Annotated in this window: 16 protein-coding genes; 6 read left to right on the top strand and 10 right to left on the bottom strand. The window is 72.0% G+C overall.

Going from position 1 to position 22,675, the window contains the following annotated elements; translation table 11 throughout:
• Positions 1-7 precede the first annotated feature (7 nt).
• Complete coding sequence (locus tag FLP10_RS10765) at positions 8-1,108, bottom strand: ABC transporter substrate-binding protein (RefSeq protein ID WP_149160854.1); 1,101 nt, start codon at positions 1,106-1,108, stop codon at positions 8-10.
• A gap of 214 nt (positions 1,109-1,322) precedes the next feature.
• Here FLP10_RS10765 and FLP10_RS10760 point away from each other — a divergent pair, with 214 nt between their 5' ends.
• On the top strand, positions 1,323-2,108 hold the full coding sequence (locus FLP10_RS10760) for a sulfurtransferase (RefSeq protein WP_149160853.1): 786 nt from the start codon (positions 1,323-1,325) through the stop codon (positions 2,106-2,108).
• Positions 2,109-2,241: 133 nt separating this feature from the next.
• On the opposite strand, the gene FLP10_RS10755 is transcribed toward FLP10_RS10760, so the two are convergent.
• Positions 2,242-2,973: an IclR family transcriptional regulator gene (locus FLP10_RS10755; RefSeq protein WP_149160852.1), complete on the bottom strand. Its 732-nt coding sequence runs from the start codon at positions 2,971-2,973 to the stop codon at positions 2,242-2,244.
• 182 nt (positions 2,974-3,155) lie between these two features.
• Between FLP10_RS10755 and hutH the strand changes: the two genes are divergently transcribed.
• The 4 genes from hutH to hutI all read left to right on the top strand — a co-directional run bounded on the left by hutH (position 3,156) and on the right by hutI (position 9,566).
• The gene (gene hutH, locus FLP10_RS10750; protein ID WP_149160851.1) at positions 3,156-4,790 is read left to right on the top strand and encodes a histidine ammonia-lyase; all 1,635 of its coding nucleotides are present in this window, start codon (positions 3,156-3,158) and stop codon (positions 4,788-4,790) included.
• Between the two features lie 190 nt (positions 4,791-4,980).
• Positions 4,981-6,399, top strand: coding sequence for a M23 family metallopeptidase (locus FLP10_RS17590; RefSeq protein ID WP_210418383.1), 1,419 nt, complete (start codon positions 4,981-4,983; stop codon positions 6,397-6,399).
• Between the two features lie 112 nt (positions 6,400-6,511).
• The gene (gene hutU, locus FLP10_RS10735; protein WP_149160850.1) at positions 6,512-8,206 is read left to right on the top strand and encodes a urocanate hydratase; all 1,695 of its coding nucleotides are present in this window, start codon (positions 6,512-6,514) and stop codon (positions 8,204-8,206) included.
• A 4-nt stretch (positions 8,207-8,210) separates the two neighbouring features.
• Positions 8,211-9,566 (top strand): imidazolonepropionase, encoded by a 1,356-nt coding sequence (gene hutI, locus FLP10_RS10730; protein WP_246149997.1) that lies wholly within the window; start codon positions 8,211-8,213, stop codon positions 9,564-9,566.
• A gap of 26 nt (positions 9,567-9,592) precedes the next feature.
• Here hutI and FLP10_RS10725 read toward each other — a convergent pair whose 3' ends face one another.
• From FLP10_RS10725 to FLP10_RS10700, 6 genes are all read right to left on the bottom strand, one after another.
• On the bottom strand, positions 9,593-9,880 hold the full coding sequence (locus FLP10_RS10725) for a DUF6510 family protein (protein ID WP_149160848.1): 288 nt from the start codon (positions 9,878-9,880) through the stop codon (positions 9,593-9,595).
• Positions 9,880-10,719 (bottom strand): FAD-binding oxidoreductase, encoded by an 840-nt coding sequence (locus FLP10_RS10720; protein WP_246149996.1) that lies wholly within the window; start codon positions 10,717-10,719, stop codon positions 9,880-9,882. Before FLP10_RS10720 ends, FLP10_RS10725 begins: the two co-directional genes overlap by 1 nt.
• Positions 10,716-11,312 carry a sulfite oxidase-like oxidoreductase gene (locus FLP10_RS10715; RefSeq protein WP_149160847.1) on the bottom strand — a complete coding sequence of 199 codons (597 nt, stop codon included), beginning with the start codon at positions 11,310-11,312 and terminating at the stop codon, positions 10,716-10,718. The genes FLP10_RS10720 and FLP10_RS10715 overlap by 4 nt, the downstream gene beginning before the upstream one ends.
• A gap of 50 nt (positions 11,313-11,362) precedes the next feature.
• Positions 11,363-11,872, bottom strand: a complete 510-nt coding sequence (locus FLP10_RS10710; RefSeq protein ID WP_149160846.1) for a SixA phosphatase family protein — start codon at positions 11,870-11,872, stop codon at positions 11,363-11,365.
• 155 nt (positions 11,873-12,027) lie between these two features.
• The gene (locus tag FLP10_RS10705) at positions 12,028-12,984 is read right to left on the bottom strand and encodes an arginase family protein (protein ID WP_149160845.1); all 957 of its coding nucleotides are present in this window, start codon (positions 12,982-12,984) and stop codon (positions 12,028-12,030) included.
• A 5-nt stretch (positions 12,985-12,989) separates the two neighbouring features.
• Positions 12,990-15,926: a cation-translocating P-type ATPase gene (locus FLP10_RS10700; protein ID WP_149160844.1), complete on the bottom strand. Its 2,937-nt coding sequence runs from the start codon at positions 15,924-15,926 to the stop codon at positions 12,990-12,992.
• 138 nt (positions 15,927-16,064) lie between these two features.
• Between FLP10_RS10700 and FLP10_RS10695 the strand changes: the two genes are divergently transcribed.
• On the top strand, positions 16,065-18,227 hold the full coding sequence (locus tag FLP10_RS10695; protein WP_149160843.1) for a copper-translocating P-type ATPase: 2,163 nt from the start codon (positions 16,065-16,067) through the stop codon (positions 18,225-18,227).
• A 216-nt stretch (positions 18,228-18,443) separates the two neighbouring features.
• Here FLP10_RS10695 and FLP10_RS10690 read toward each other — a convergent pair whose 3' ends face one another.
• Together FLP10_RS10690 and FLP10_RS10685 are read right to left on the bottom strand one after the other, a co-directional pair.
• Positions 18,444-19,166 (bottom strand): GntR family transcriptional regulator, encoded by a 723-nt coding sequence (locus tag FLP10_RS10690; protein ID WP_149160842.1) that lies wholly within the window; start codon positions 19,164-19,166, stop codon positions 18,444-18,446.
• 131 nt (positions 19,167-19,297) lie between these two features.
• Entirely contained in the window at positions 19,298-22,663 is a 3,366-nt protein-coding gene (locus FLP10_RS10685; protein WP_149160841.1) for an efflux RND transporter permease subunit, read from the bottom strand.
• Between the last annotated feature and the right edge of the window lie 12 nt (positions 22,664-22,675).

The raw sequence follows: 22,675 nt of genomic DNA, 5'->3' as shown, positions 1-22,675 counted from the left end.
CGTCACCTCACTTCGTCGCCGGCGGCAGGTACGCCTCGGTGTAGACGTCGTCGATCGGCAGCTTGGCGGTGATGTTGCCGCTGGCGAGCGCGAACTCGATCTGCGCCTCGAGCGCCGCCACCGGGTGCCGGCTGTCGGCAGGCAGGTTGCCCTTGCCGACCTCGACCGTGGCGAGCAGTCGCTCGCCCTGGATGTCGGGGAACGTCTTCTCCAGCGAGGTGACGATCTCGTCGACCGAGTGCGTCGTGACGAAGTCGGCCCCGCGCTGGTAGGCGCGGAAGAAGGCCTTCGCGAGTTCCTCGTTCTCGGACGCCCAGTCGTCGTTGATGATCGTCTCGGCCGAGCGGGCGTTGGCCACGAGCGGCACCTCTTCGGCGAGCTCCTCGTTGCTCAGCAGCTCGACCGCGTCGCCCGACTCGACGAGCAGCCGGTTGTCGGGTGCGCTCGCGAGCCAGACCTGCACCGAGCCGTCCTTGATGCCCGAGATCTTGTTCAGGTTCTCGAGCGGTGCGAGTTGCACGTCGCGCTCCGGGTCGAGGCCGAACCAGTCGGCGAGGTACGCGCTCGCCCGCTCCCAGAGCCCGCCGGCCGAGTTCGTCGCCCAGATCGTGCCCTCGAGCACGTCGGCGCGGTCCTCGATGTCGCGCTCCTCGAACTCCTCGGGGTCGATGCCCTTCGACTCGAGGTAGGCGTTCGAGATGATCAGCGACCAGTCGTTGGTCACCTGCACCGCGGCGGCGAGCTTCACGTTGCGACCCTGTTCAACGGCCTGGGCTGTGGTGGACAGCGAGAGGAAGCCGATGTTGACCTGGTCGTTGATGAGCGCCTGCAGCGTGTTCGGCGCGTTGCCGGTCACGAAGTCCTCGATGGTCACGCCCTCGTCTGCGAAGTACCCCTCGCTGACGGCGACGTTGTAGGCGAGTTGGCCGCCCGTGTAGTCGTCGCCGGAGGTCGCGACGATCACCGTGCCGAGATCGTCGACCCGGGCGTCGGCCGGGTCGGCGCCGCCGGCGGGGCTCGCGGCGCAGCCGGCGAGGAGGAGCAGCGATGCCGCGATGGCGGGAACGGCCGTTCGAGCGGCCCTGGTGTGAGATGCGGTCCTGGTCATGGCAGCCGAACCTACGACCGCGGCGAGGGCGCCGGAAGCGGCCGGAGTCACGAGTGGTCACGAGGTTTCGCGCGGTGCAGTCGCGTGTCCGAATGTGTCATGTCTTACCCCTCGTGACATGCGCCGCGCTGGGCGTCGGGAGCGCCGCAGCAGCCCGTGTTAGCGTCCCGGTCACGGGCGCGGCAAGCGGGGGCGCCCGACTTCGGGAGGCAGCATGTCGATCGATCCACCCGTCGCGCACTCCGCGGCCGAGGCGGTCCGTGACGCGAGCGCCGATGGCGGTCGCGTCTTCCTCGACGTGCATTTCCGCCACGGCGAGCACGACTGCGAAGAGATCTATCTCAGCGGACACGTGCCCGGTGCGCACTTCTTCCCCCTGCAGCACTATTCGACGCACCCCGACGGGCTGCCGCCCATCACCGAGTTCGAAGACGAGGTGCGCGGATGGGGCGTCTCGTCGTCGACGGCGGTGACCGTGTACGGCGGACGCAGCTGGCGATCGGTCGCTCGTGCGTGGTGGCTCCTGCGTTGGGCCGGCCTTCGCGACGTGTCGTTCCTCTCGGGCGGCTTGGCCGCCTGGATCGAGGAAGGCGGATCGCTCGAACTCGGCCCAGTCCACGCGGCGCGAGGCACGGCGACGCTGTGGCCCGGAGGGCAACCCACCGTGCGGGCCGACGACCTGCTGTCGCTGCCGCACGACACGGTGCTCATCGATGCGCGCGACGCACGTTCGTTTCGGGGCGAGCATGGGTCGCCCGCCCTGTCGCGCGCGGTGAACGCCCCGGCGGGGCTCAACCTCGACGACGGCGTGCTGCTGGACGCGGAGGATCTCGCCGCCTACTACGGCCGGCTCGGCATCGACGAGTCCTCGCGGGTCGTGGTCTACAGCGAGACGGGCTTCTCGGGCGCGCTCACGGTACTCGCTCTCGCGGCGATCGGCATCCGAGCCGCCCTCTACCCGGGGCGCCTCGATGAGGTGCACGCCCGGGTCGGCGTCTGAAACTCCCCACCCGCTCTGTTCAGGAACCACCCCGCCCGCACCTTTCTCAGGAGGAATCGTGCGAAATCGGCCCCGCGACGCCCAAAACTCCTGAAGAACGCATCGGGAGCGCGACCCGTTCCTGAGAAACGTGTCAGCGCTTTGCGCCGCCGATGCGCCGCGACAGCTCGCCCGCGGCATCCTGCACCCCTGCGGCGACCGCCTCGCGATCGATCGCCGCATCGCTCGTGTAGGTGATCGCGATCGCGGCGGCGGGCCAGCCGAGATGGTCGATGACGGATGCTCCGACCGACGCGAGCCCCGGCGTGACCTCGCCGTCCTCGTGCGCGAGGCCCGCTTCGCGCACGGCGGCGAGCAGTCGCTTCAGGCGGGCGTACTCGTGGCGATCGGGATACAGCGCGCGCAGCTGCGTCGCGGGCAGCCCGGCGAGCATCGCCCGGCCCGACGCAGTGAGCTGGGCGGGGAGCCGCACGCCGACGTCGGTGACGAGCGAGGGGCGGCGGGGCGCGCGCTCCTCGACGAGGTAGAGCACGTCGCGCCCGTGCAGCACGGCGAGGTGCCCGCTCTCGCCGAGGCGGTCGACGAGCGCGGCGACGAGCGGGCGGCCGAGGCGGGCGAGCGGCTGCTGCCGGCTGAACCCGCTCGACAGCTCGAACGCGGCCACGCCGAGGCCGTACCGGCGCTCTTCGGGCAGGTGCACGACGAAGCCGCGTTCCTGCAGCACGCCGAGCAGTTGATAGGTCGTCGAGCGCGGCAGCGCGAGCGCGGTTGCGATCGACGCCGCCGGCACGGGGCCGCGCTGCGCCGCGAGATGGCTGAGGATGCGCAGGGCCTGATCCGCGGCGGGAACCTTCGACTCGGCCATCCGCGCCTCCCGGGCCACGCTCGTCTTCGCTTGCACCCGCTCGCAGACCGTCGGGGTCGCTTGTGGTCGCTTCGAACAGGCGGATGCGACTACGAGCGTCCCCGACAGTGTAGTCCGGGATACCGGACGGATGCCTCGGTGCGCGCGTTCCGGCCGCCCGCGCGACGGGGTGGAATCGAGAGATGACCCGCAACACCGTCTCCGCGCCCGGCACCGTCACCGTCGGCACCGTCACCGTCGGCACCGTCACCGTCGGCGCCGCCCCACTCACGGTCGACGAGGTGGTGGCCGTCGCCAGACACGGGGCATCCGTCGTGCTCGATGCGGACGCGCTCGACACCGTCGAAGCGAGCCGCGTGATCGTCGAGGCGCTCGCCGACGACCCCGAGCCGCACTACGGCATCTCGACCGGATTCGGCGCCCTCGCGACGACGTTCATCGAGGCCGATCGCCGGGCCCAGCTGCAGGCGAGCCTGATCCGCTCGCACGCGGCGGGCTCGGGCGCCGAGGTCGAGCGCGAGGTGGTGCGGGCGCTCATGTTGCTGCGCCTCGCCACCCTCATGACCGGACGCACCGGGGTGCGGCGCGTCACGGCGGAGACCTACGCGGCGGTCTTGAACGCCGGAATCAGCCCGGTCGTGCGCGAGTACGGCTCACTCGGCTGCTCGGGCGACCTCGCGCCGCTCGCCCATTGCGCGCTCGCGCTGCTCGGCGAGGGCGAGGTGCGGGTCGGGCTGGGTGCGGACGCACCGCTCATGGATGCCTCGGACGCGCTGGCCGCGGCCGGCATCACCCCGCTCGTGCTCGAGGAGAAGGAGGGCCTCGCCCTCATCAACGGAACCGACGGCATGCTCGGCATGCTCGCGCTCGCGATCGCCGACCTGCGGACGCTGATCACCACCGCCGACGTCGCCGCGGCGATGAGCGTCGAGGGCCTGCTCGGCACCGACGCCGTGTTCGCCGCCGACCTGCACCGGCTGCGCCCGCAGCGGGGCCAGCAGGTCTCGGCCGCGAACCTGCGCGACCTGCTCGCGGGTTCGCCGATGGTCGCCAGCCACAAGGGCCCCGAGTGCACGCGCGTGCAGGACGCGTACTCGCTGCGCTGCGCACCCCAGGTGCACGGCGCGGCGCGCGACACGCTCTCGCACGCGTCCGCGGTGGCCGAGGCCGAGCTCGCGAGCGCCATCGACAACCCCGTGCTCACGGTCGACGGCCGGGTCGAGTCGAACGGCAACTTCCACGGCGCCCCGGTCGCGTACGTGCTCGACTTCCTCGCGATCGCGGTGGCGGATGTCGCGTCGATGAGCGAGCGACGCACCGACCGGTTCCTCGACCGGTCTCGCAATCAGGGGCTGCCGCCATTCCTCGCGCACGAGGCCGGCGTCGACTCGGGGCTGATGATCGCGCAGTACACGGCGGCCGGAATCGTCAGCGAGCTGAAGCGACTCGCGGTGCCGGCGTCGGTCGACTCCATCCCCTCGTCGGCCATGCAAGAGGACCACGTCTCGATGGGCTGGGCGGCCGCGCGCAAGCTGCGCCGCGCGATCGACGGACTCGCGCGGGTGCTCGCGATCGAGGTGCTGACGTCGGCCCGCGGCATCCGGCTGCGCGCCCCGCTCGAACCGGGCGCCGCGACCGGCGCGGTCGTCGCACTCGTCGAGCGGGTCGCGGGCGGCCCTGGCGCCGACCGCTTCGTCGCTCCGGAGATCGAGGCGGTGGTCGCGGCGGTCGCGTCCGGCGAAGTCGTCGCCAGCGCGGCGGATGCCACGTCCGCCGGCCGACTCGACGACGGTTCGACGGCACACTCGGGAAGCTGAGTCTGCCCGATCGTCGCCCCGCATTCGGGGGGCATCGGCGTGATTCGCCATTGTGCCCTCGTGGGCCTGCTGACAGACTGAGGGAGGTCGGCCCGACAGCGGCCGGCTCGGATGGAACCTCATGCCGTTGACCTCGCGCGAACACCAGCGTCGCCCGCTCCGAGCACGGATCGCTCGGCGGGCGGCCGTCGTGCTCGTGAGCGCAGTCGGCACCTTCGCCCTGCTCGGCGGCTCGTTCGCACCGGCATACGCGGGCGAGACTCCGCCTGCTCCCGAGACCGTCGAGCCGACGCCGCCGACGCCGACCGAGCCGACGCCACCTGAGCCGACGACGGAACCGTCGCCCGAGCCGACACCGACACCGACGCCCGAGCCGACCGAAGAGCCGACGCCGACGCCCACCCCCACGCCGTCACCCACCCCCACGCCGACGACGGAGCCGTCGCCCGAGCCGACCCCGACGCCCGAGCCCACCCCGACACCGACCCCCGAGCCCACACCGACACCCACCCCCGAGCCCACCCCCACCGGTGCGCCCACTCCCGCCGGCGAGGCACCCACGAACGCCGGCCCGCGCGTCTCGCTCGACCCCGCGACGATCTCGGCGCTGCTCGCCGGTCGGCTGGCCTCGCGCGTCGACCCGTCGGTGGTGTCGCTGATCGGCGCGCGTACCGCGGTCGGTCAGGCCGAGCGCGCGCTTCGGAGCGCACAGACCACGCTCGCCGGGGCGATGTCGACGCAGCGTGCGGCCCGGGCGGTCGCCCAGCAACTCACCGATGACGCCGACCGCGCACGCGATCGGGCGGACGCCGCGGCCGAGGCGTTCCTCGCCGCGAGCCGTCGCTCGAACGACACGGCGATGCAGTCACTGGGCGCGGCGTTCGGTTCCGGGCAGAACCTGCTGTCGGGGCTCGGTGCGATCGACCGCGTGAACAAGCTCACCTCGAACACCGACGAGTTGGCCGCGACGGCCCAGAAGCTCGACGACGCCGCGACGTTCGCCGAGGAGCGCGCCGAGCGGGCCTGGCGCGAGGTCGACGACGTGCCGACGATCGACTACCAGGAGCTCGTCGCCGAGGCCGAGAACGCGGTGGTGTCCGCCCGCAGCGAGGTCGCCGCGCTCGAGACCCAGGTCGCCGCGGCGAGTCTCTCGCAGATCGTCGAGCTGCCGGTCGACGCCACCCGCTTGAGCGAGCAGGGCTGGGCGCTGCCGGTGTCGGGTCGGGTCACCGACGGATTCGGTCCGCGGCCAGACAAGCCGCTGCCCGGCACGAAAGACTTCCACTCGGGCACCGACATCGCCGCGTCCTGCGGTACCCCGGTGTTCGCCGCGACCAGCGGCATCGTGACGGTCGCCGGCCCGAACGGCGGGCTCGGCAACTGGGTGCTGGTGAACCACGGTGCGGGCGTCGAGACCGGGTACGGGCACCTCGCGCCCGGCGGCATCCTCGTCTCGGCCGGCGATCACGTGCAGGCCGGCCAGGTCGTCGGCGTCGTCGGCGACACCGGGCTCTCGACGGGCTGTCACCTGCACTTCGAGGTGCACCTCGACGGCACCCCGGTCGACGCGCAGACGTTCATGGCCGCGCGCGGCATCCTGATCCAGTGAGCGGCCCGACGACCCTGCTTCCCGGTCGGCTCACCCCCACCAGTCCGGAATCCCGGACACCCGCCCCGGGGCATCCGTTGTCGCCCCCGACCGCCTGCGCGACCATCGGAGCATGACCGACGCACCCACCGCCGCCCCGGCCGCCGCACCTGCCGCCCGCACGGTCCGCGCCCCACGCGGTACCGAGCGCACCGCGAAGAGCTGGCAGACCGAGGCGCCGCTGCGCATGCTCATGAACAACCTCGACCCCGAGGTCGCCGAGCGCCCCGACGACCTCGTCGTCTACGGCGGCACGGGCAAGGCCGCCCGCAACTGGGAGTCGTTCGACGCGATCGTGCGCACGCTTCGCGACCTCGAGGCCGACGAGACGCTGCTCGTGCAGTCGGGCAAGCCCGTCGGCGTGTTCCGCACCCACGAGTGGGCGCCGCGCGTGCTGATCGCGAACTCGAACCTCGTCGGCGACTGGGCGACGTGGCCCGAGTTCCGCCGGCTCGAGGCCGAAGGCCTCACGATGTACGGGCAGATGACGGCGGGCTCGTGGATCTACATCGGCACGCAGGGCATCCTGCAGGGCACGTACGAGACGTTCGGCGCGGTCGCCCGCTCGCTCGGCCGACCCGACGGCAGCCTCGCCGGCACCCTCACGCTCACCGCAGGCTGCGGCGGCATGGGCGGTGCGCAGCCGCTCGCCGTCACCATGCACGGGGGTGCGGTGCTCATCGTCGACGTCGACGAGTCGCGGCTGCGCCGCCGGGTCGAGCACGGCTACCTCGACGAGATCGCGCCGTCGCTCGATGCGGCAGTCGAGCGGGCGGTCGCCGCGCGGTCGGCCGGACTGGCCCGCAGCGTCGGGGTCGTCGGCAACGCGGCATCCGTGTTCCCCGAACTGCTCGATCGCGAGACGCCGATCGACATCGTCACCGACCAGACCAGCGCGCACGACCCGCTCGCCTACCTGCCCATCGGCGTGCCGCTCGCCGAATGGCGCGAGCTCGCGGCGCTCGACGCCGAGGAGTTCACACGGCTCGCGCGCGAGTCGATGGCCGCGCACGTCGAGGCGATGGTCGGGTTCCAGGCTCGGGGTGCCGCGGTGTTCGACTACGGCAACTCGATCCGGCGCGAGGCGCAGCTCGGGGGATACGAGCACGCGTTCGATTTCCCGGGGTTCGTGCCGGCGTACATCCGGCCGTTGTTCGCCGAAGGCAAGGGGCCGTTCCGATGGGCGGCCCTGTCGGGCGACCCGGCCGACATCGCCGCGACCGACCGCGCGATCGTCGAGCTGTTCCCGCACGACGAGCATCTGCGGCGCTGGATCGCCCAGGCCGGCGAGAAGGTGCACTTCGAGGGGCTGCCGGCCCGAATCTGCTGGCTCGGCTACCAAGAGCGTCACCTCGCCGGGTTGAAGTTCAACGAGATGGTCGCCTCGGGCGAGTTGAGCGCACCCATCGTGATCGGGCGCGACCACCTCGATGCGGGATCGGTCGCCTCCCCCTACCGCGAGACCGAGGCGATGGCCGACGGCTCCGACGCGATCGCCGACTGGCCGCTGCTGAACGCGCTGCTGAACACGGCGTCGGGTGCGACGTGGGTCTCGATCCACCACGGCGGCGGGGTGGGCATCGGGCGCAGCATCCACGCCGGTCAGGTGGTGGTGGCGGATGGCACGGAGCTCGCCGCGCAGAAGATCGCCCGCGTGCTCGTCAACGACCCGGGCACCGGGGTCATGCGGCACGTCGACGCCGGCTACGAGCGGGCCGTCGAGGTCGCGCACGAGCGGGGTCTTCGGGTGCCCATGCAGGAAGGCTGAGCGGATGCCTCGCGGCACGCTGCTCACCGGAATCGGCGAGCTCGTCACGAACGACCCGACGCTGACCGGCGCCGAACCCGGCCCGCTCGGCATCATTCGCGATGCGGCCGTGCTCATCCAGGACGAGCGCATCACCTGGGTGGGCCCCTCCCCCTCCCCCTCCCCCTCCCCCTCCCGTTCCCCTTCCCGTTCCCCGTCCCACGGGAACACTTTCGAGGATGGGAAACACGTTCCCCGGAGAACGTCCTCCCAATCCTCGAATGTGTTCCCGTGGTCTGCGGGAGACGGCAGTGGAGCGGGTCACGTCAGCGAAGCGGGTGAAGAGGGCTGGGACGTCGAGGCGTACGAGGTGGTCGACCTGGGCGGCGCGTGCGTCATCCCGGGGTTCGTCGACAGCCATACCCACCTCGTGTTCGCGGGCGATCGCGCAGCGGAGTTCGAGGCGCGTATGCGCGGGCAGGCATATGCCGCCGGAGGCATCCGATCGACCGTGGCCGCGACGCGAGCCGCGAGCGACGACGACCTGCGAGCGCGTCTGCGATCATTCGTCGCCGAGGCGACCGCGCAGGGCACCACGACGCTCGAGGTCAAGAGCGGGTACGGCCTCACCGTCACCGACGAGGCGCGACTCGTGCGCCTGGCCGCCGAGGTCACCGACGAGGTGACCTTCCTCGGTGCGCACGTGGTGCCGGCCGAGTACGCCGGGGCCACCGACGCGTACGTCGACCTGGTCGTCGGCCCCATGCTCGACGCGTGCGAGCCGCACGCGCACTGGATCGACGTGTTCTGCGAGACCGGCGCCTTCACGGTCGAGCAGAGCCGGCGCATCCTCGAGGCCGGGATCGCCCGGGGGCTGGGCGCACGCGTGCACGCGAGCCAGCTCGGCCCGGGCGAGGGCGTGCGCCTCGCGGTCGAGGTCGGCGCGGCCTCGGTCGACCACGGCACCTTCCTCGCCGACGCCGACGTCGAGGCGCTCGCGGCATCCGACACCGTGCTCACCTTGCTGCCCGGCGTCGAGTTCTCGACCCGTCAGCCCTACCCCGACGCGCGCCGCCTCATCGACGCCGGAGTCACGCTCGCACTCGCGAGCGATTGCAACCCGGGCTCGAGCTTCACCAGCTCGCTCGCGTTCTGCATCGCCGTCGCGGTGCGCGACATGCGCATGACACCGGCTGAGGCGGTGTGGGCGGCGACCGCGGGCGGGGCGCGGGCGCTTCGTCGCAACGACGTCGGCCGCATCGCGCCCGGCGCCCGCGCCGACCTGGTGCAGCTTCGCGCGCCGAGTCACGTGCACCTGGCGTACCGGCCCGGCGTGCCGCTCGTCGAGGCCGTCTGGAAGGACGGCGAGCGCGTCGCGTGAGCGGAGACGCAGTGCCCACTGGCCTCTCAGCGCCGCCGCACCTCGATCGCGCTCATGCCCCGCATGCTGAACCAGATCCGGTCGTCGGACTCGACGAGGGTCGCCAGCACGTCGTCGCATGCGGGGCAGCGCACCACGGTGCCGACCGCGCTGCGATAGACCATCGCGCGTGCGACGACGTCGGCGGTGCCGCACGAGCCGCAGCGCGCGACGGCGTCGGTCACGTCGAACGCGAAGAGCTCGGCGAGCGGGCCGGCGAGGGCGTTGCCGTCGACGTGCGGGGCGGGGTGTGCGGTCCGGTGGTGTTCGGTCATCACGTGCCTCCGAATCGTTCGATGCGGATCGACCGGGCGTCGTGCCCCAGGTCGAGCAGCCAGGACGCCACGAGCTCCGCGAATCCCGTCGACCCGCACACGAACACGCGCGGGGCGCGTTCGGCGGGCACGACGAGCCGCGCGACCTCGTCGCGCGTGAGTCGCATCGGCGGGCGCTCATGCCCGGTCGGTGCGGCGCGCGTGTAGATCAGGTCGATGCGGATGCCTCCGGCACGGCCGGGCCCGTTCACCGCGAGCTGCGCGAGCTCGGCACGGAAGAACGTGTCCTCAGGTGTGCGCACCGAGTACAGCAGCCGGAACTCGGTGTCGTCCCCCGCCTCGGCGTGCGCATGGGCCATCGCGTACAAGGGCACGATGCCCGACCCGCCGCCGACGAGCTGCACCGGTCGCGAGGCATCCCGAGCATCCGGGGCATCCGAGGCATTCGCGGCATCCGAGACATCCGGGGCATCCGGGGCATTCGGGGCATCCGAGACATCCGCGCCCGGCGCCTCCCAGATGAAGAACCGTCCGAGCGGCCCGTTCACCTCCACCTGATCGCCGGCGCGCAGCTCGTCGACGAGGAACGGCGACACCTCGCCGCCCGGCACCCGGTCGACCGCGAGCACGACCCGGCTCGACGGCCCCGACGAGGCGATCGAATACGAGCGGGTCGCGGTGTAGCCGTCGGGCGCGGTGAGACGCACATCGAGGTGCTGGCCGGCCGCGTTGCCGGGCCAGCCGTCGACGTCGAGTTCGATGCGCGCCGACTGCGAGGTCTCGGGCCGCACCGAAGCGACCGTGGCGGCGTGCCAGGCGCTGCGGGGCAGGCGCCTCACCAGTACCGCTCCTCCTTCCACGGGTCGCCGTGGAGGTGGTAGCCGTTCTGCTCCCAGAAGCCCGGGTCGTCGTCGGGCATCATGACGAGCCCCCGTACCCACTTCGCGCTCTTCCAGAAGTAGAGGTGCGGCACGATGAGGCGCGCGGGGCCGCCGTGCTCGGGCTCGAGCGGTTCGCCGTCGAACTCGAACGCGATCCACGCCTTGCCGTCGAGCAGGTCCTCGAGCGGAACGTTCGTGGTGTAGCCGCCGTAGCTGTGCGCCATGGCGAACTCGTACTCGGTCTCGACCTGCTCGAACAGGGTGTCGACCGAGACGCCGCGCCAGCTCGTGCCGAGCTTCGACCAGTGCGTGACGCAGTGGATGTCGGTCGAGACGTCTTCGATGGGCAGCGCCATGAACTCGTCCCACGTCCAGCTGGTGTCGACGCCCGACTCGGTCCGGATCGTGAACTGCCAGTCGGCGGTGTCGATGTCGGGCGTCGGGCCCGCCGACAGCACCGGGAAGTCCTCGACGAGGGTCTGTCCGGGTGGCAGGCGCTCGTCGCGCCCCGCGCGTCCGCGCCCCGAGAACCCCCTGGTGATGAACGACATGGCCCGCTCCCCCCGCTCGCTGCCAACCCTAGTGAGGCGGGGCCGCGGTGTCAGCCCTTCGGAGTGTCGAGCCGCACGAGCGTGCCGGGGTACGCGGCCCCGGCCAACCCGCCCGCGTGCACGTCGGCCCAGTGCGCGACGTCGAGCGCGACTTCGGCGACCGCACAGGTGGGCAGATCGATCGCCTCGCCGGTGAGGCGATGCACCAGTCCGGATGACTCGGGGTTGTGGCCGACCAGCATCACCGCGCCGACCGCATCGTCGAGACCGCGGATCGTCTCGAGCAGGTGCGAGGTGCTCGCCGCGTACAGCGTCGCATCGAGCAGCACGGATGCTCCGGGCTCGAGGTCGAACGCGGCGGCGAGTGCGGCGGCCGTGGTGCGGGCGCGCAGCGCGGTACTCGACAGGATGAGGTCGGGCACGACGCCGCGCGCAGCGAGCCGGCGGCCCATTGCCGGTGCGTCGTGGCGTCCGCGTGCGTTGAGCGGGCGGTCGTGGTCGTCGAGCGCCGGGTCGCCCCAGTCGCTCTTGGCGTGCCGCACGATGAACACCGTCTTCACGCAGCCCACGCTACGCCGCAGCGGGACCGCGGCCAACGCCACCCCGAGTGTTTCCGTTCTCACACCAGGTTTCCGATCCGCCGGAAACGCAGTGCGCGAACGGAAACACTCGGGGGAGAGGGAGAGGGAGAGGGAGGGGGAGAGGGGGCTGCGTCCTACTCGAGCGACGCCGCGGGCCGGGCGGCGAGGCCCGCCGCGACCTCGAGCACGCACAGCGCAGCGAGCCGCACGGTGCGACCGTCTGGCGCGTCGGCCGTGGCATCCACCTCGGCGATGTCGACCGTGCGCACTCGCTCGTCGCGGGCGGCGGCACGCACGAGCGCCCGGAGCTCCCAGGCGGCGAGTCCGCCGGGCACCGAGGCGGGGCATCCGGGCGCCACCGATCGGTCGCACACGTCGACATCGATGTCGAGGTGCACCGGCCCGCCTGCGGAGCCGGCGATCGCGAGCGCCGCGGCCATCACGTCGGCCGGCGCCCGGCCGTGCAGGTCGTCGCGGTGCACGACCGTGATGCCGAGGTCGCGCGCGCGCCGCGCGTACGCCGCCGAGTTCGCGAAGTCGGCGATGCCGATCTGCACGATGCGTGCGGGGTCGAGCCCGGCCTCGACGAGCCGGCGCACGGGCGACCCGTTCGACACTCCGTCGCGCAGGTCGTGGTGCGCGTCGAGGGTGACGAGTCCGGCGTCGGCGAGCGAGCCGGCCGCGACCTGCGCGCCGGCCGTCGCGACGGGCACCGTGACCGAGTTGTCGCCGCCGAGGGCGACCAGCACTCGGGCCGTCGAAACCACCCGCGAGACCGCCGCCCGCGTGCGCGCCTCCCCCTCGGGCCCGTCGGGCTCGTCGACATCGCCGGCGTCGGCGAACGAGCATGCGGCATCCAGGTCGATCGGCGCGAGGCCGCCGCCGCCGACGAGCGCCGGGCTGTACCGCCGCAGCGCCTCTCGGATCGCCGCCGGCGTCGCGTGCGCGCCCGTCGGCGAGAGCGAGGTGCGCCAGGCGGGCACCCCGAGGATCGCGAGATCGACGGATGCCTCGTAGCCCGAGGCATCCGGCCGTAGATCAGCCCAACCGCCCGCCCGCGGCCAGCTCGGATCATGCGCGAGTTCGGCCATGCGGTTCACGCTATCGACGACGGATGCCGCGGGCCGTCGCCGTCCGCCAGCGCGCGTCCGGCATCCCGGACACCGGTACCGCCACCGCGGGCGTTGCCGCCGCCGCTCGCAGCCCGCCGCCGATCCGATGCGCGCACGAACGCCTTGCGGATCTCGTCGACCCAGATCACCGCGGTCGCGGCGACCGCGCACCACACCCAGTGCTGCCAGTCCAGCGACGCGGTGCCGAACGCGACCTGCAGCGGCGGCCACGACACGACGAGCACCTGCAGCACCACCCCGAGCACGAACGCCCCGACCAGCCACCGGTTCGAGAACAGCCCGTGGAACGCGCTCGACGTCGCCGACCGGGCCACGAACGCCGCGGCGAGCTGCGCGAACACGAGCGTCGTGAACCCGGCGGTGCGCGCGACGTCGACCGAATCCGTGCCGCCGGGGATCACTCCGCCCGCCAGGAACACGTCGATCGTGAGCAGCGTGATGACCGCCAAGGTCACGCCGGTGGTGACGATGCCGGCCCACATGCGGCCGTCGATCGCCCGCTCGTGCAGTCCGCGTGGCGGGCGTGCCATCACGTCGTCGATCTCGGGGTCGACACCCATGGCGAGCGCGGGCGCCGAGTCGGTGACCAGGTTGATCCACAGGATCTGCGTGGCCAGCAGAGGCAGCACGATCGAATCGGTCGAGGCATCCGAAAGGCCCAGTACTCCCGCGAACACGACGCCGAAGAACACCGTGAGCACCTCGCCGGTGTTCGAATAGAGCAGGTACCGCAGGAACTTGCGGATGTTGTCGAAGATCACCCGCCCCTCGCGCACCGCCTCGACGATGGTCGCGAAGTCGTCGTCGGCGAGCACCATGTTCGCCGCCTCCTTGGTGACCTCGGTGCCGGTGATGCCCATCGCGATGCCGATGTCGGCCGACTTCAGCGCGGGCGCGTCGTTCACGCCGTCGCCCGTCATCGCGACGACCAGCCGGTCGGCCTGCAGGGCGTCGACGATGCGCAGCTTGTGCTCGGGGGCGACCCGCGCGAACACCGAGATGTCGCGCACGGCCTGTGCGAACGCGGCGTCGTCGAGCTGGTCGAGCTGGGTGCCGGTGAGCGCCGTCGCGCGGCCCGGTTCGACGATGCCCAGGTCGGCGGCGATACGCGCCGCCGTCGCCGGGTGGTCGCCCGTGATCATGATGACCCGCACGCCGGCGCGGTGCGCCTCGGCGATCGCGGGCGGCACCTCGGGGCGGGGCGGGTCGATGATGCCGACGGCGCCCGCGTAGACGAGGTCGCGTTCGTGCGATTCGTCGGGATCTGCCACGTCACCGCCCTGGTCGAGCGAGCCGAACTCGGGCGCCTCGCGATACGCGACGCCGAGCGTGCGGTATGCGGCCTGCGAGAGCGCCTCGATGTCGGCGAGGGCGGCCGCGCGCCGCGCGCCGTCGAGCGGCACCACGTCGTCGCCGACCCGCACACGGGTGCACCGCTCGAGCAGCACGTCGGGTGCGCCCTTCGACAGCACGACCGTGCTGCCGTCGGCCCGGCGGTGCACGGTTGACATCATCTTGCGCTCGGAGGTGAACGGCACGTCGCCGATGCGTCCGTACTGAGCGGTCGCCTCGACGATGCCCGCGAGCTTGTGCGCGGCGACGAGGAACGCGGCCTCGGTGGGGTCGCCCTCGATCTCCCAAACGCCGTCGTGCTCGGCGAGTTGCGCGTCATTGGCGAGCGCGCCGGCACCGAGCACGATCTGCGCCTCGGTGCGCAGCGCGCCCGGTTCGAGGGGGCGGCCGTCGACGGCAGCCCGGCCGATCGGCGCGTAGCCGGCGCCGCTCAGGTCGACGGTGCCGCTCGCGGTCACGATCCGCTCGATCGTCATCTGGTTGGTGGTGAGCGTTCCGGTCTTGTCGGTGCAGATGACGGATGCCGAGCCCAGCGTCTCGACGCTCGAGAGCTGCTTCACGACCGCGTTGCGCTTGGCCATCCGCTGCACGCCGAGCGCGAGCACGACCGACAGGATCGCCGGCAGTCCCTCGGGAACGGCGGCGACGGCGAGCGAGACGCCGAGCAGCAGGATGGTGACGAAGTCGCTCGGGGAGTTGATGCCCTCGATGAGGGCGAGGGCGAGCATGACGACGAGGGCGATGACGATCACGACCCGGCCCAGCACCCGCCCGATGCGGCTGACCTCCTGTTGCAGCGGAGTCGGCTCTTCGCGGGTCTCGTCGAGCATCGTCGCGATGGCGCCCATCTCGGTCGTCATGCCGGTCTCGGTGACGACGGCGCGGCCGGTACCGCGGGCGACCGCCGTGCCCTTGTAGACCATGTCGAGCCGGTCGCCGAGCGGTACCTGCGCGGTGAGGGTGGCCGCGGACTTCTCGACCGCTTCGCTCTCGCCGGTGAGGGATGCCTCGGCGATCCGCAGCGCGCTCGCGCGCAGCAGGCGCCCATCGGCCCCGACCTGGTCGCCCTCGCCGAGCACGAGGATGTCGCCGGGCACGAGCTCGGCGGATGCCACGGTGTGCAGTTCACCGTCTCGCAGCACCGTCGACTGGGCTCGCGTCATCACCGAGAGCGCGGCGACGGCCTGCTCGGCGCGGGCCTCTTGCACGAGGCCGAGTACGGCGTTGAGGATGATGATCGCCCCGATCACGACGGCGTCGATCGGCCAGCCGTGCGCCCCCTCGACGATCCAGGCCACGACCGAGATCACGACCGCGACGAGCAGCAGGATGATGAGCGGATCGGTGAACTGCGCGAGGATGCGCCGCCACAGCGGGTTCGTGCGAGTCGACCGCAGTTCGTTCGGGCCGTGCTCGGCGAGGCGGCGGGCGACCTCGGCGGTGGTCAGCCCGGTCGCGGGGTCGACGGCGAGCGCGCGGGCGACCTCGTCGGCGTCCGTCAGAGACGGATCCGAGCGGGTGATGGACGGATCCCCCTGATCGGTCACCTGCCCAGTCTGTCATTCCCGTTCGTCCCCATGCCTTCCACCCGCCCAGTCGGTCGGGAATGGGGAGGGTGGTGCGATGGTTGGCTTGGGTGAGATACCCCTAGGGGGTATATCGGATGCCACGGAGGAACGCGCAGCATGAACACCATCGAGCACGATCACCACGACGAACCGACGGCGACGCACCCGCACGCCGGGCACGAGCGCGCCGGGCACGACGAGCACGGCGGGCACGGCGGGCACGGCATGCACGGCGGGCACGACACGCACGACGGGCACGACGGGCACGACATGCACGGCGGGCACCGCGGACACGCCGACCATGTCGGCCAGTTCCGCCGACTGTTCTGGATCATGCTGGTGCTCGCGATCCCGACCATCGCGTTCAGCCCGATGTTCGCCGATATCCTCGGCTATCCGCTGCCCGACAACGCGGTGATCCCGTGGATCTCGCCGGTGCTCGGCACGGTCATGTACGTGTGGGGCGGGCGCCCGTTCCTGACCGGCGCGTGGAGCGAGCTGAAGGCTCGCACGCCCGGCATGATGCTGCTCATCGGGCTCGCGATCACGGTCGCGTACTTCGCATCGCTCGGCGCGAGTCTCGGCATCCTCGACCATCATCTCGACTTCTGGTGGGAGCTGGCGCTCCTCATCGTGATCATGCTGCTCGGCCACTGGATCGAGATGCGCTCGATCGCGCAGGCCTCGAGCGCGCTCGATGCGCTCGCCGCCCTGCTGCCCGACGAGGCCGAGCGGGTGACGGATGCCGCGGAGCACGCCGGCATCGAGCTGGTCTCGCCCGCCGACCTGCGGGTCGGCGACCTCGTCGTCGTGCGCCCCGGCGCCCGAGTTCCCGCCGACGGCGACGTCGTCGAGGGCACCGCGGCGGTCGACGAGTCGATGATCACCGGCGAGTCCCGCCCCGTCACCCGGGGCCTGGGCGACCGGGTCGTGGCCGGCACGGTCGCGACCGACACCGCGATCAGGGTGCGGGTCGCGGCGGTCGGCGACGACACGGCGCTCGCGGGCATCCAGCGGCTCGTGGCCAAGGCGCAGGCCTCGACCTCGCGCGCGCAGCGCCTGGCCGATCGCGCCGCGGGGTGGCTGTTCTGGTTCGCGCTCGGCGCGGCCGTGCTCACCGCGATCGCGTGGACCGTGCTCGGCAGCCCCGATGACGCCGTCGTGCGCACGATCACCGTGCTCGTCATCGCGTGCCCGCACGCGTTGGGCCTCGCGATCCCCCTCGTCGTGCAGATCGCGACCGAGCGTGCGGCCAAGGGCGGCGTGCTCGTCACCGACCGTCTCGCGCTCGAGACCATGCGCACCGTCGGTGCGGTGCTCTTCGACAAGACCGGCACCCTCACCAAGGGCGAGCCCGCGGTGACGGAGGCCACGTCCGCGCCCGAGTTCGACCTCGACGGCGTCATCGCGGTGGCGGCCGCGGTCGAGCGCGATTCGGAGCATCCGCTGGCCCGCGCCATCGTCGCGTACGCCGAAGCCAGGGGCATCGACATTCCCGCAGCCGAGTCGTTCGAATCGGCACCCGGACTCGGGGTGAGCGCGATCATCGCGGGTGTGCCGGTGTTCGTCGGCGGCCCCTCGATGCTGGCCGGTCGCGGCAGCGAACCGCTCGTGGCATCCGAGCAGTGGTCGTCGACCGGAGCGACCGTGCTGCACGTCATCGTCGGCGACGTGGTGGCAGGGGCGATCGCGCTGGCCGACGAGATCCGGCCCGAGTCGCGCGAGGCGGTCGACGCGCTGCACGCGCTCGGAGTGCAGGTCGTCATGATCACGGGCGACGCCGAGCCGGTCGCCCGCTCGGTGGCCGCCGAGCTCGGCATCGACCGGGTCTTCGCGGGCGTGCGCCCCGCGGACAAGTCGGCGAAGGTGCAGGAGCTGCAGGCCGAAGGCCTCACCGTGGCGATGGTCGGCGACGGCGTCAACGACGCACCCGCGCTCGCGCAGGCCGATGTCGGCATCGCGATCGGCGCCGGCACCGACGTGGCGATCGCATCGGCGGGCGTGGTGCTCGCGTCGAGCGACCCGCGGTCGGTGCTCAGCGTCATCGAGCTGTCGCGCGCGACCTACCGCAAGATGACGCAGAACCTCTGGTGGGCCGCGGGGTACAACCTCGTGTCGGTGCCGCTCGCGGCGGGCGTGCTGGCGCCCATCGGATTCGTGATGCCGATGTCGGTCGGCGCGATCCTGATGAGCCTGTCGACCGTGGTCGTCGCTCTCAACGCACAGCTGCTGCGACGGCTCGACCTGCGCCCCGAGGCATCCGCCCGCACGCTCCGCTGACGCCCACCCGCCCACTGCACCCCCTCCTCCCCCTCCTCCCCCTCCTCCCCCTCCTTCCCCCAGCGGATCAGGAATTCCGAGCCGACACGCCGACCCGCGCGCCCCACTCACCGGCGTGTTGCGACGGATTTCCTGATCCGTCGCAAGTGGCAGGCGGGCACCGGCGTAGGCGTAGGCGGGCACCGGCGCGGGCGCGTCGCGACCCCGGCGCCGCGCTCAGCCCGCCGCGTTGTCGATGCGGAAGCTGAACTGCTCGGGCCGGAACCGGTCGTCGGCGACCTCGACAGCTCGGCCCGTGGCATCCGACGACCGTCGACGCTCGCGCAGCAACGGCGCCCCCATCGGCACCCGCAGCGCCTCGGAGTCGAGCCGGTTCGCCCCCACCGCGTCGATCGTGTGCCGCGCCGAGGTCAGCGCGACCCCCTGCCTGGCCAGCTCCGCGAACACCGAGCCGGTGTCGGTGTCGAATCCGAACAGGTGCCGGCCGACCTCGGGCACGAACGTGGAGCGCTCGAGCATCACGGGCACGTTCTCGAGCGTGCGCACGCGCACAAGGGCGACCACGGTCGCGCCCTCGTCGAGCCCGAGCAGCCCTGCGGTCGCCGAGTCGGCGCTGCGTCGGTCGAGCACGAGGGTGCGCTGCCCGGGTACGCGGCCCTCACTGCGCGCCCACTCGGTGAACGAGCGCAGCGTGTCGAGTGACTGGGCGGGCACGACCTTGCCCACGACCGGCGGCCGCCCGCGCCCGCCGACGACGACGCCGTCGGCCCGAAGGCCGGCCAGCGCGCGCCGCACCGTACCCCGCGATGTGTCGAACTCACGGCACAGCGCGGCCTCGCTCGGCAGCGGAGTTCCGGGCGCCCACTCGCCCCGCACGATGCGGTCGAGCAGCGCGACGCGCACACGATGCGACACGGGTGACGTCGCGGTCTCGACCATGCCTCGACCCTAGGAAGGGGGTCGGCCGCGAGGCTTTCGCCGCCGCGTCCGGCAGGTGAACGTTGGCTGAACGGATGCTGCGCCGAGCGAGCCCGGCGGCGGCGCGTCGGAACGCGGCCGGGCCGCGCCGGCTACTCCACCGTCGCGTCGGCCTCGGCTCCCGCGGGCAGCGGCGGCACATCGGAGCCCGCCGACGAACCCGCAGCCGAGGCATCCGCCTCACCCTGCTTGCGCAGCTTGCGCCGCTCGCGCGCGCCCTCGACCAGGTGGTAGAGGGTCGGCAGCACGATGAGCGTGAGCAGCGTCGACGAGACGAGGCCGCCGATGACGACGAGCGCGAGCGGCTGCGAGATGAAGCCGCCGTGCCCGGTGATGCCGAGCGCCATCGGCAGCAGCGCGAAGATCGTCGCGAGCGCGGTCATCAGGATGGGGCGCAGACGTCGGGATGCTCCGTGCAGCAGCGCATCGCGCACGGTCATACCGCGATCTCGGTACTGGTTCACGAGGTCGACCAGGACGATCGCGTTCGTCACGACGATGCCGATGAGCATCAGCACGCCGACGAGCGACGCGACGCCGAGCGGGATGCCCGTGATCACCTGCAGCGCGATCGCACCGGTCGCGGCGAACGGCACCGAGACGAGCAGCAGCAGCGGCTGCAGCAGCGAGCGGAACGTCGCGACCATCACGATGTAGACGATGAGGATCGCCGCGAGCAGCGCGAGGCCGAGCTGCGAGAACGCGTCGCCCTGGTCGGCGGTGACGCCGCCGAGCGACGCCGAGGTGCCGGCGGGCAGGTCGGCCTCGTCGACCGCGGCGGTGACCGCTGCACTGGCGGTACCCAGGTCGTCGCCCGCGGGGGTCGCGGTGACGGTCGCGCTGCGCAGGCCCTGCACGGTGGTGACCGTCGCCGGACCGTCGACGACCTCGACGGTGGCGAGCGAGTCGAGCCGCACGGGCCCCGCCATGGTCGGGATCGCGAGGGCGCTGAGCTCGTCGACCGTCGTCGGCGGGTTGTCTGCGGCGAGGTAGATCGTCAGGGTCTTCTCGTCGATCACGACCGAGCCCGCGGTCTGCGGCTGCATGGCCGCCGAGACGTACCCACCCAGCGCGACTTCGCTGAACCCGGCCGCCGCCGCGGCGGTGCGGTCGACCTCGACGGCGATGTAGGGGCGGGCGTCGGCGAGGTTCGACGTCACCTGGCTGAGCGCGTCGACGCCCCGCAGCTCGTCGACGACCGCGTCGGTCGCGGCCTGCAGGTCTTCGGCGTTCGAGGCCGTGATGTCGACCTCGATGTCGTTCGAGGCGCCGAATCCGCTCGATGCGGCGAGGGTGATCTCGCCGACGTCGTCGATGTCGGCCAGCTCGTCGCGCACCTCGGCCTGCAGCGCGTCCTGGTCGGCTGACTCGTCGGTCGTGACCGAGTAGGTGACGGTCGCGCTGCCGCCGCCGAACACGGCCGCGAGGCCGCGCCCGCCCGAACCGATCGAGGTCTGCACGGTCTCGATGCCCTCGGTGTCGAGCAGCACCTGCTCGACCTGCCGCGACGCGGCGTCCATGGCGTCGAGGCTGGTGCCGACGGGAAGCTCCTGCGTGACCTGGAAGGTGTTCTGCCCCGACGAACCGAGGAAGTTCGTCTTCATGAACGGCACGAGGGCGAGGGTGCCGCCGAGCACGAGCACCGCGATGAGCAGCGTCGAGACGCTGTGCTTCAGGGTCCACTCGATGATCGGCAGGTAGCCGCGCTGCAGGCGCGAGGGGTGCTCGAGCTCGTCGGCGGGCGGGGTCGAGGATGCGATCGCAGACGATGCCACCGCACCGGATGCCCCGGTCGTCGGCGCCGTCTCGTCGACGAACGCCGCCGCGGCCGCCTCGCCGGCCTCGTCGTGCTTGTGCAGCTTGGCGGGCTTCAGCAGCCAGTACGCGAGCACCGGAACAATGGTGAGCGACACCAGCAGCGACGCGAGCAGCGCGATCGTGACGGTGAGCGAGAACGGGCGGAACAGCTCGCCCGTCACGCCCTCGACGAGCGCGATCGGCAGGAACACCGCGACGGTGGTGATGGTCGACGCGGTGATCGCGCCGGCCACTTCGCGCACCGCGTGCACGATGGTCGACGCCTTGTCGACGCCTTCGACGAGGTGCCGCTTGATGTTCTCGATGACCACGATCGAGTCGTCGACGACGCGCCCGATCGCGATCGTGAGCGCGCCGAGGGTGAGGATGTTCAGCGTGTAGTCGGCGACCTGCAGGCCGATGAAGGTGATGAGCACCGACGTCGGGATCGAGATCGCGGTGACGATCGTCGCGCGCACCGACAGCAGGAACAGCAGGATCACGATGACCGCGAACGCGAGGCCGAGCAGGCCCTCGGTCGCGAGCGACTCGATCGACTGCTCGATGTAGGGCGCCTGGTCGAACACGACGGTGAAGGTCGCGCCCGAGTTCGTGGTGTCGAGCGACGACTCGAGGTCGGGCAGCAGGTCCTTGACGGCGTTCGACACCTCGACGGTGTTCGCGCTCGGCAGCTTCGTGACCGAGATCGTGAGGGCGGGCTCGCCGTCGACGCGCGAGATGCTCGTCACCGGGTTGTCGGTGAGTTCGACGGTCGCGACATCCGCAATGGTCAGCTCGACCGGCGCGGCCGCGGCGGCCGCACCGAACGCGCCCTGATCGGATGCCTCGTCGCCGAAGTCGGCCGATGCGTCGCCTGCGTCCGCCCCGTCGGCCCCCTCGGCCGGCAGCGCGGGGGCGGTGCCGCCGATCACGGGCAGCGCCGAGACGTCGTCGATGCTGCCGAGCTTGGTGCCGGTCTGCACGGCGAACGTCGAGTCGTCCTCGGTGATGGTGCCGGCGGGAACGAGCAGGCCGTTCTGCGAGAGCGCGTCGCGGATGGCCTGCTGCGTGAGGCCGTAGGACGCGAGCTTCGCCTGGTCGGGCGTGATGGTGACGCGCTGGCCGACGTCGCCCACGAGGGTCGCCTCGCGCACGCCGTCGATGTCGTTGATCTCGCCGAGCGTGGTTCGGGTGATCTCGTCGGAGAGCGCGCTGATGTCGTCGACCCCGGTCACGGCGAACGAGATGACCGGGAAGTCGTCGAGCGAGAGCGCGATGACCTGCGGGTCGACGTCGTCGGGCAGTTGGCCCGCGATGCGGTTCACCGCCGACAGCAGCTTCTGCTCGGCGAAGGCGAGGTCGGTGCCGTAGGTGAAGCTCGCCGTCACGCGCGAGACGCCCGTCGAGCTGGTCGTGGACGTCGACTCGAGCCCCGTGATGCCCTGGATCGCGGTCTCGATCGGGGTGGAGACATCCGTGTTCACGATGTCGGGGGACGCACCCGGGTAGGCCGTCACGATCGACAGCTGCGGGAACTCGATCGACGGCGCGAGCTCCTGCTTCAGGCTGGTGAGCGAGATCCCTCCGAAGATGGCCACGACGACCGTCACGAGCGCGATGAGGGCACGGTTCTTCATGGACAGCTTCGCCAGCAGATGCATGGGGTCGATTCT

The organism is Agromyces intestinalis (genome assembly GCF_008365295.1).
Taxonomy (GTDB): Bacteria; Actinomycetota; Actinomycetes; order Actinomycetales; family Microbacteriaceae; genus Agromyces; species Agromyces intestinalis.
Note: the sequence above shows the minus strand (reverse complement) of the source record. Positions and strands in the feature narration are given on the sequence as shown.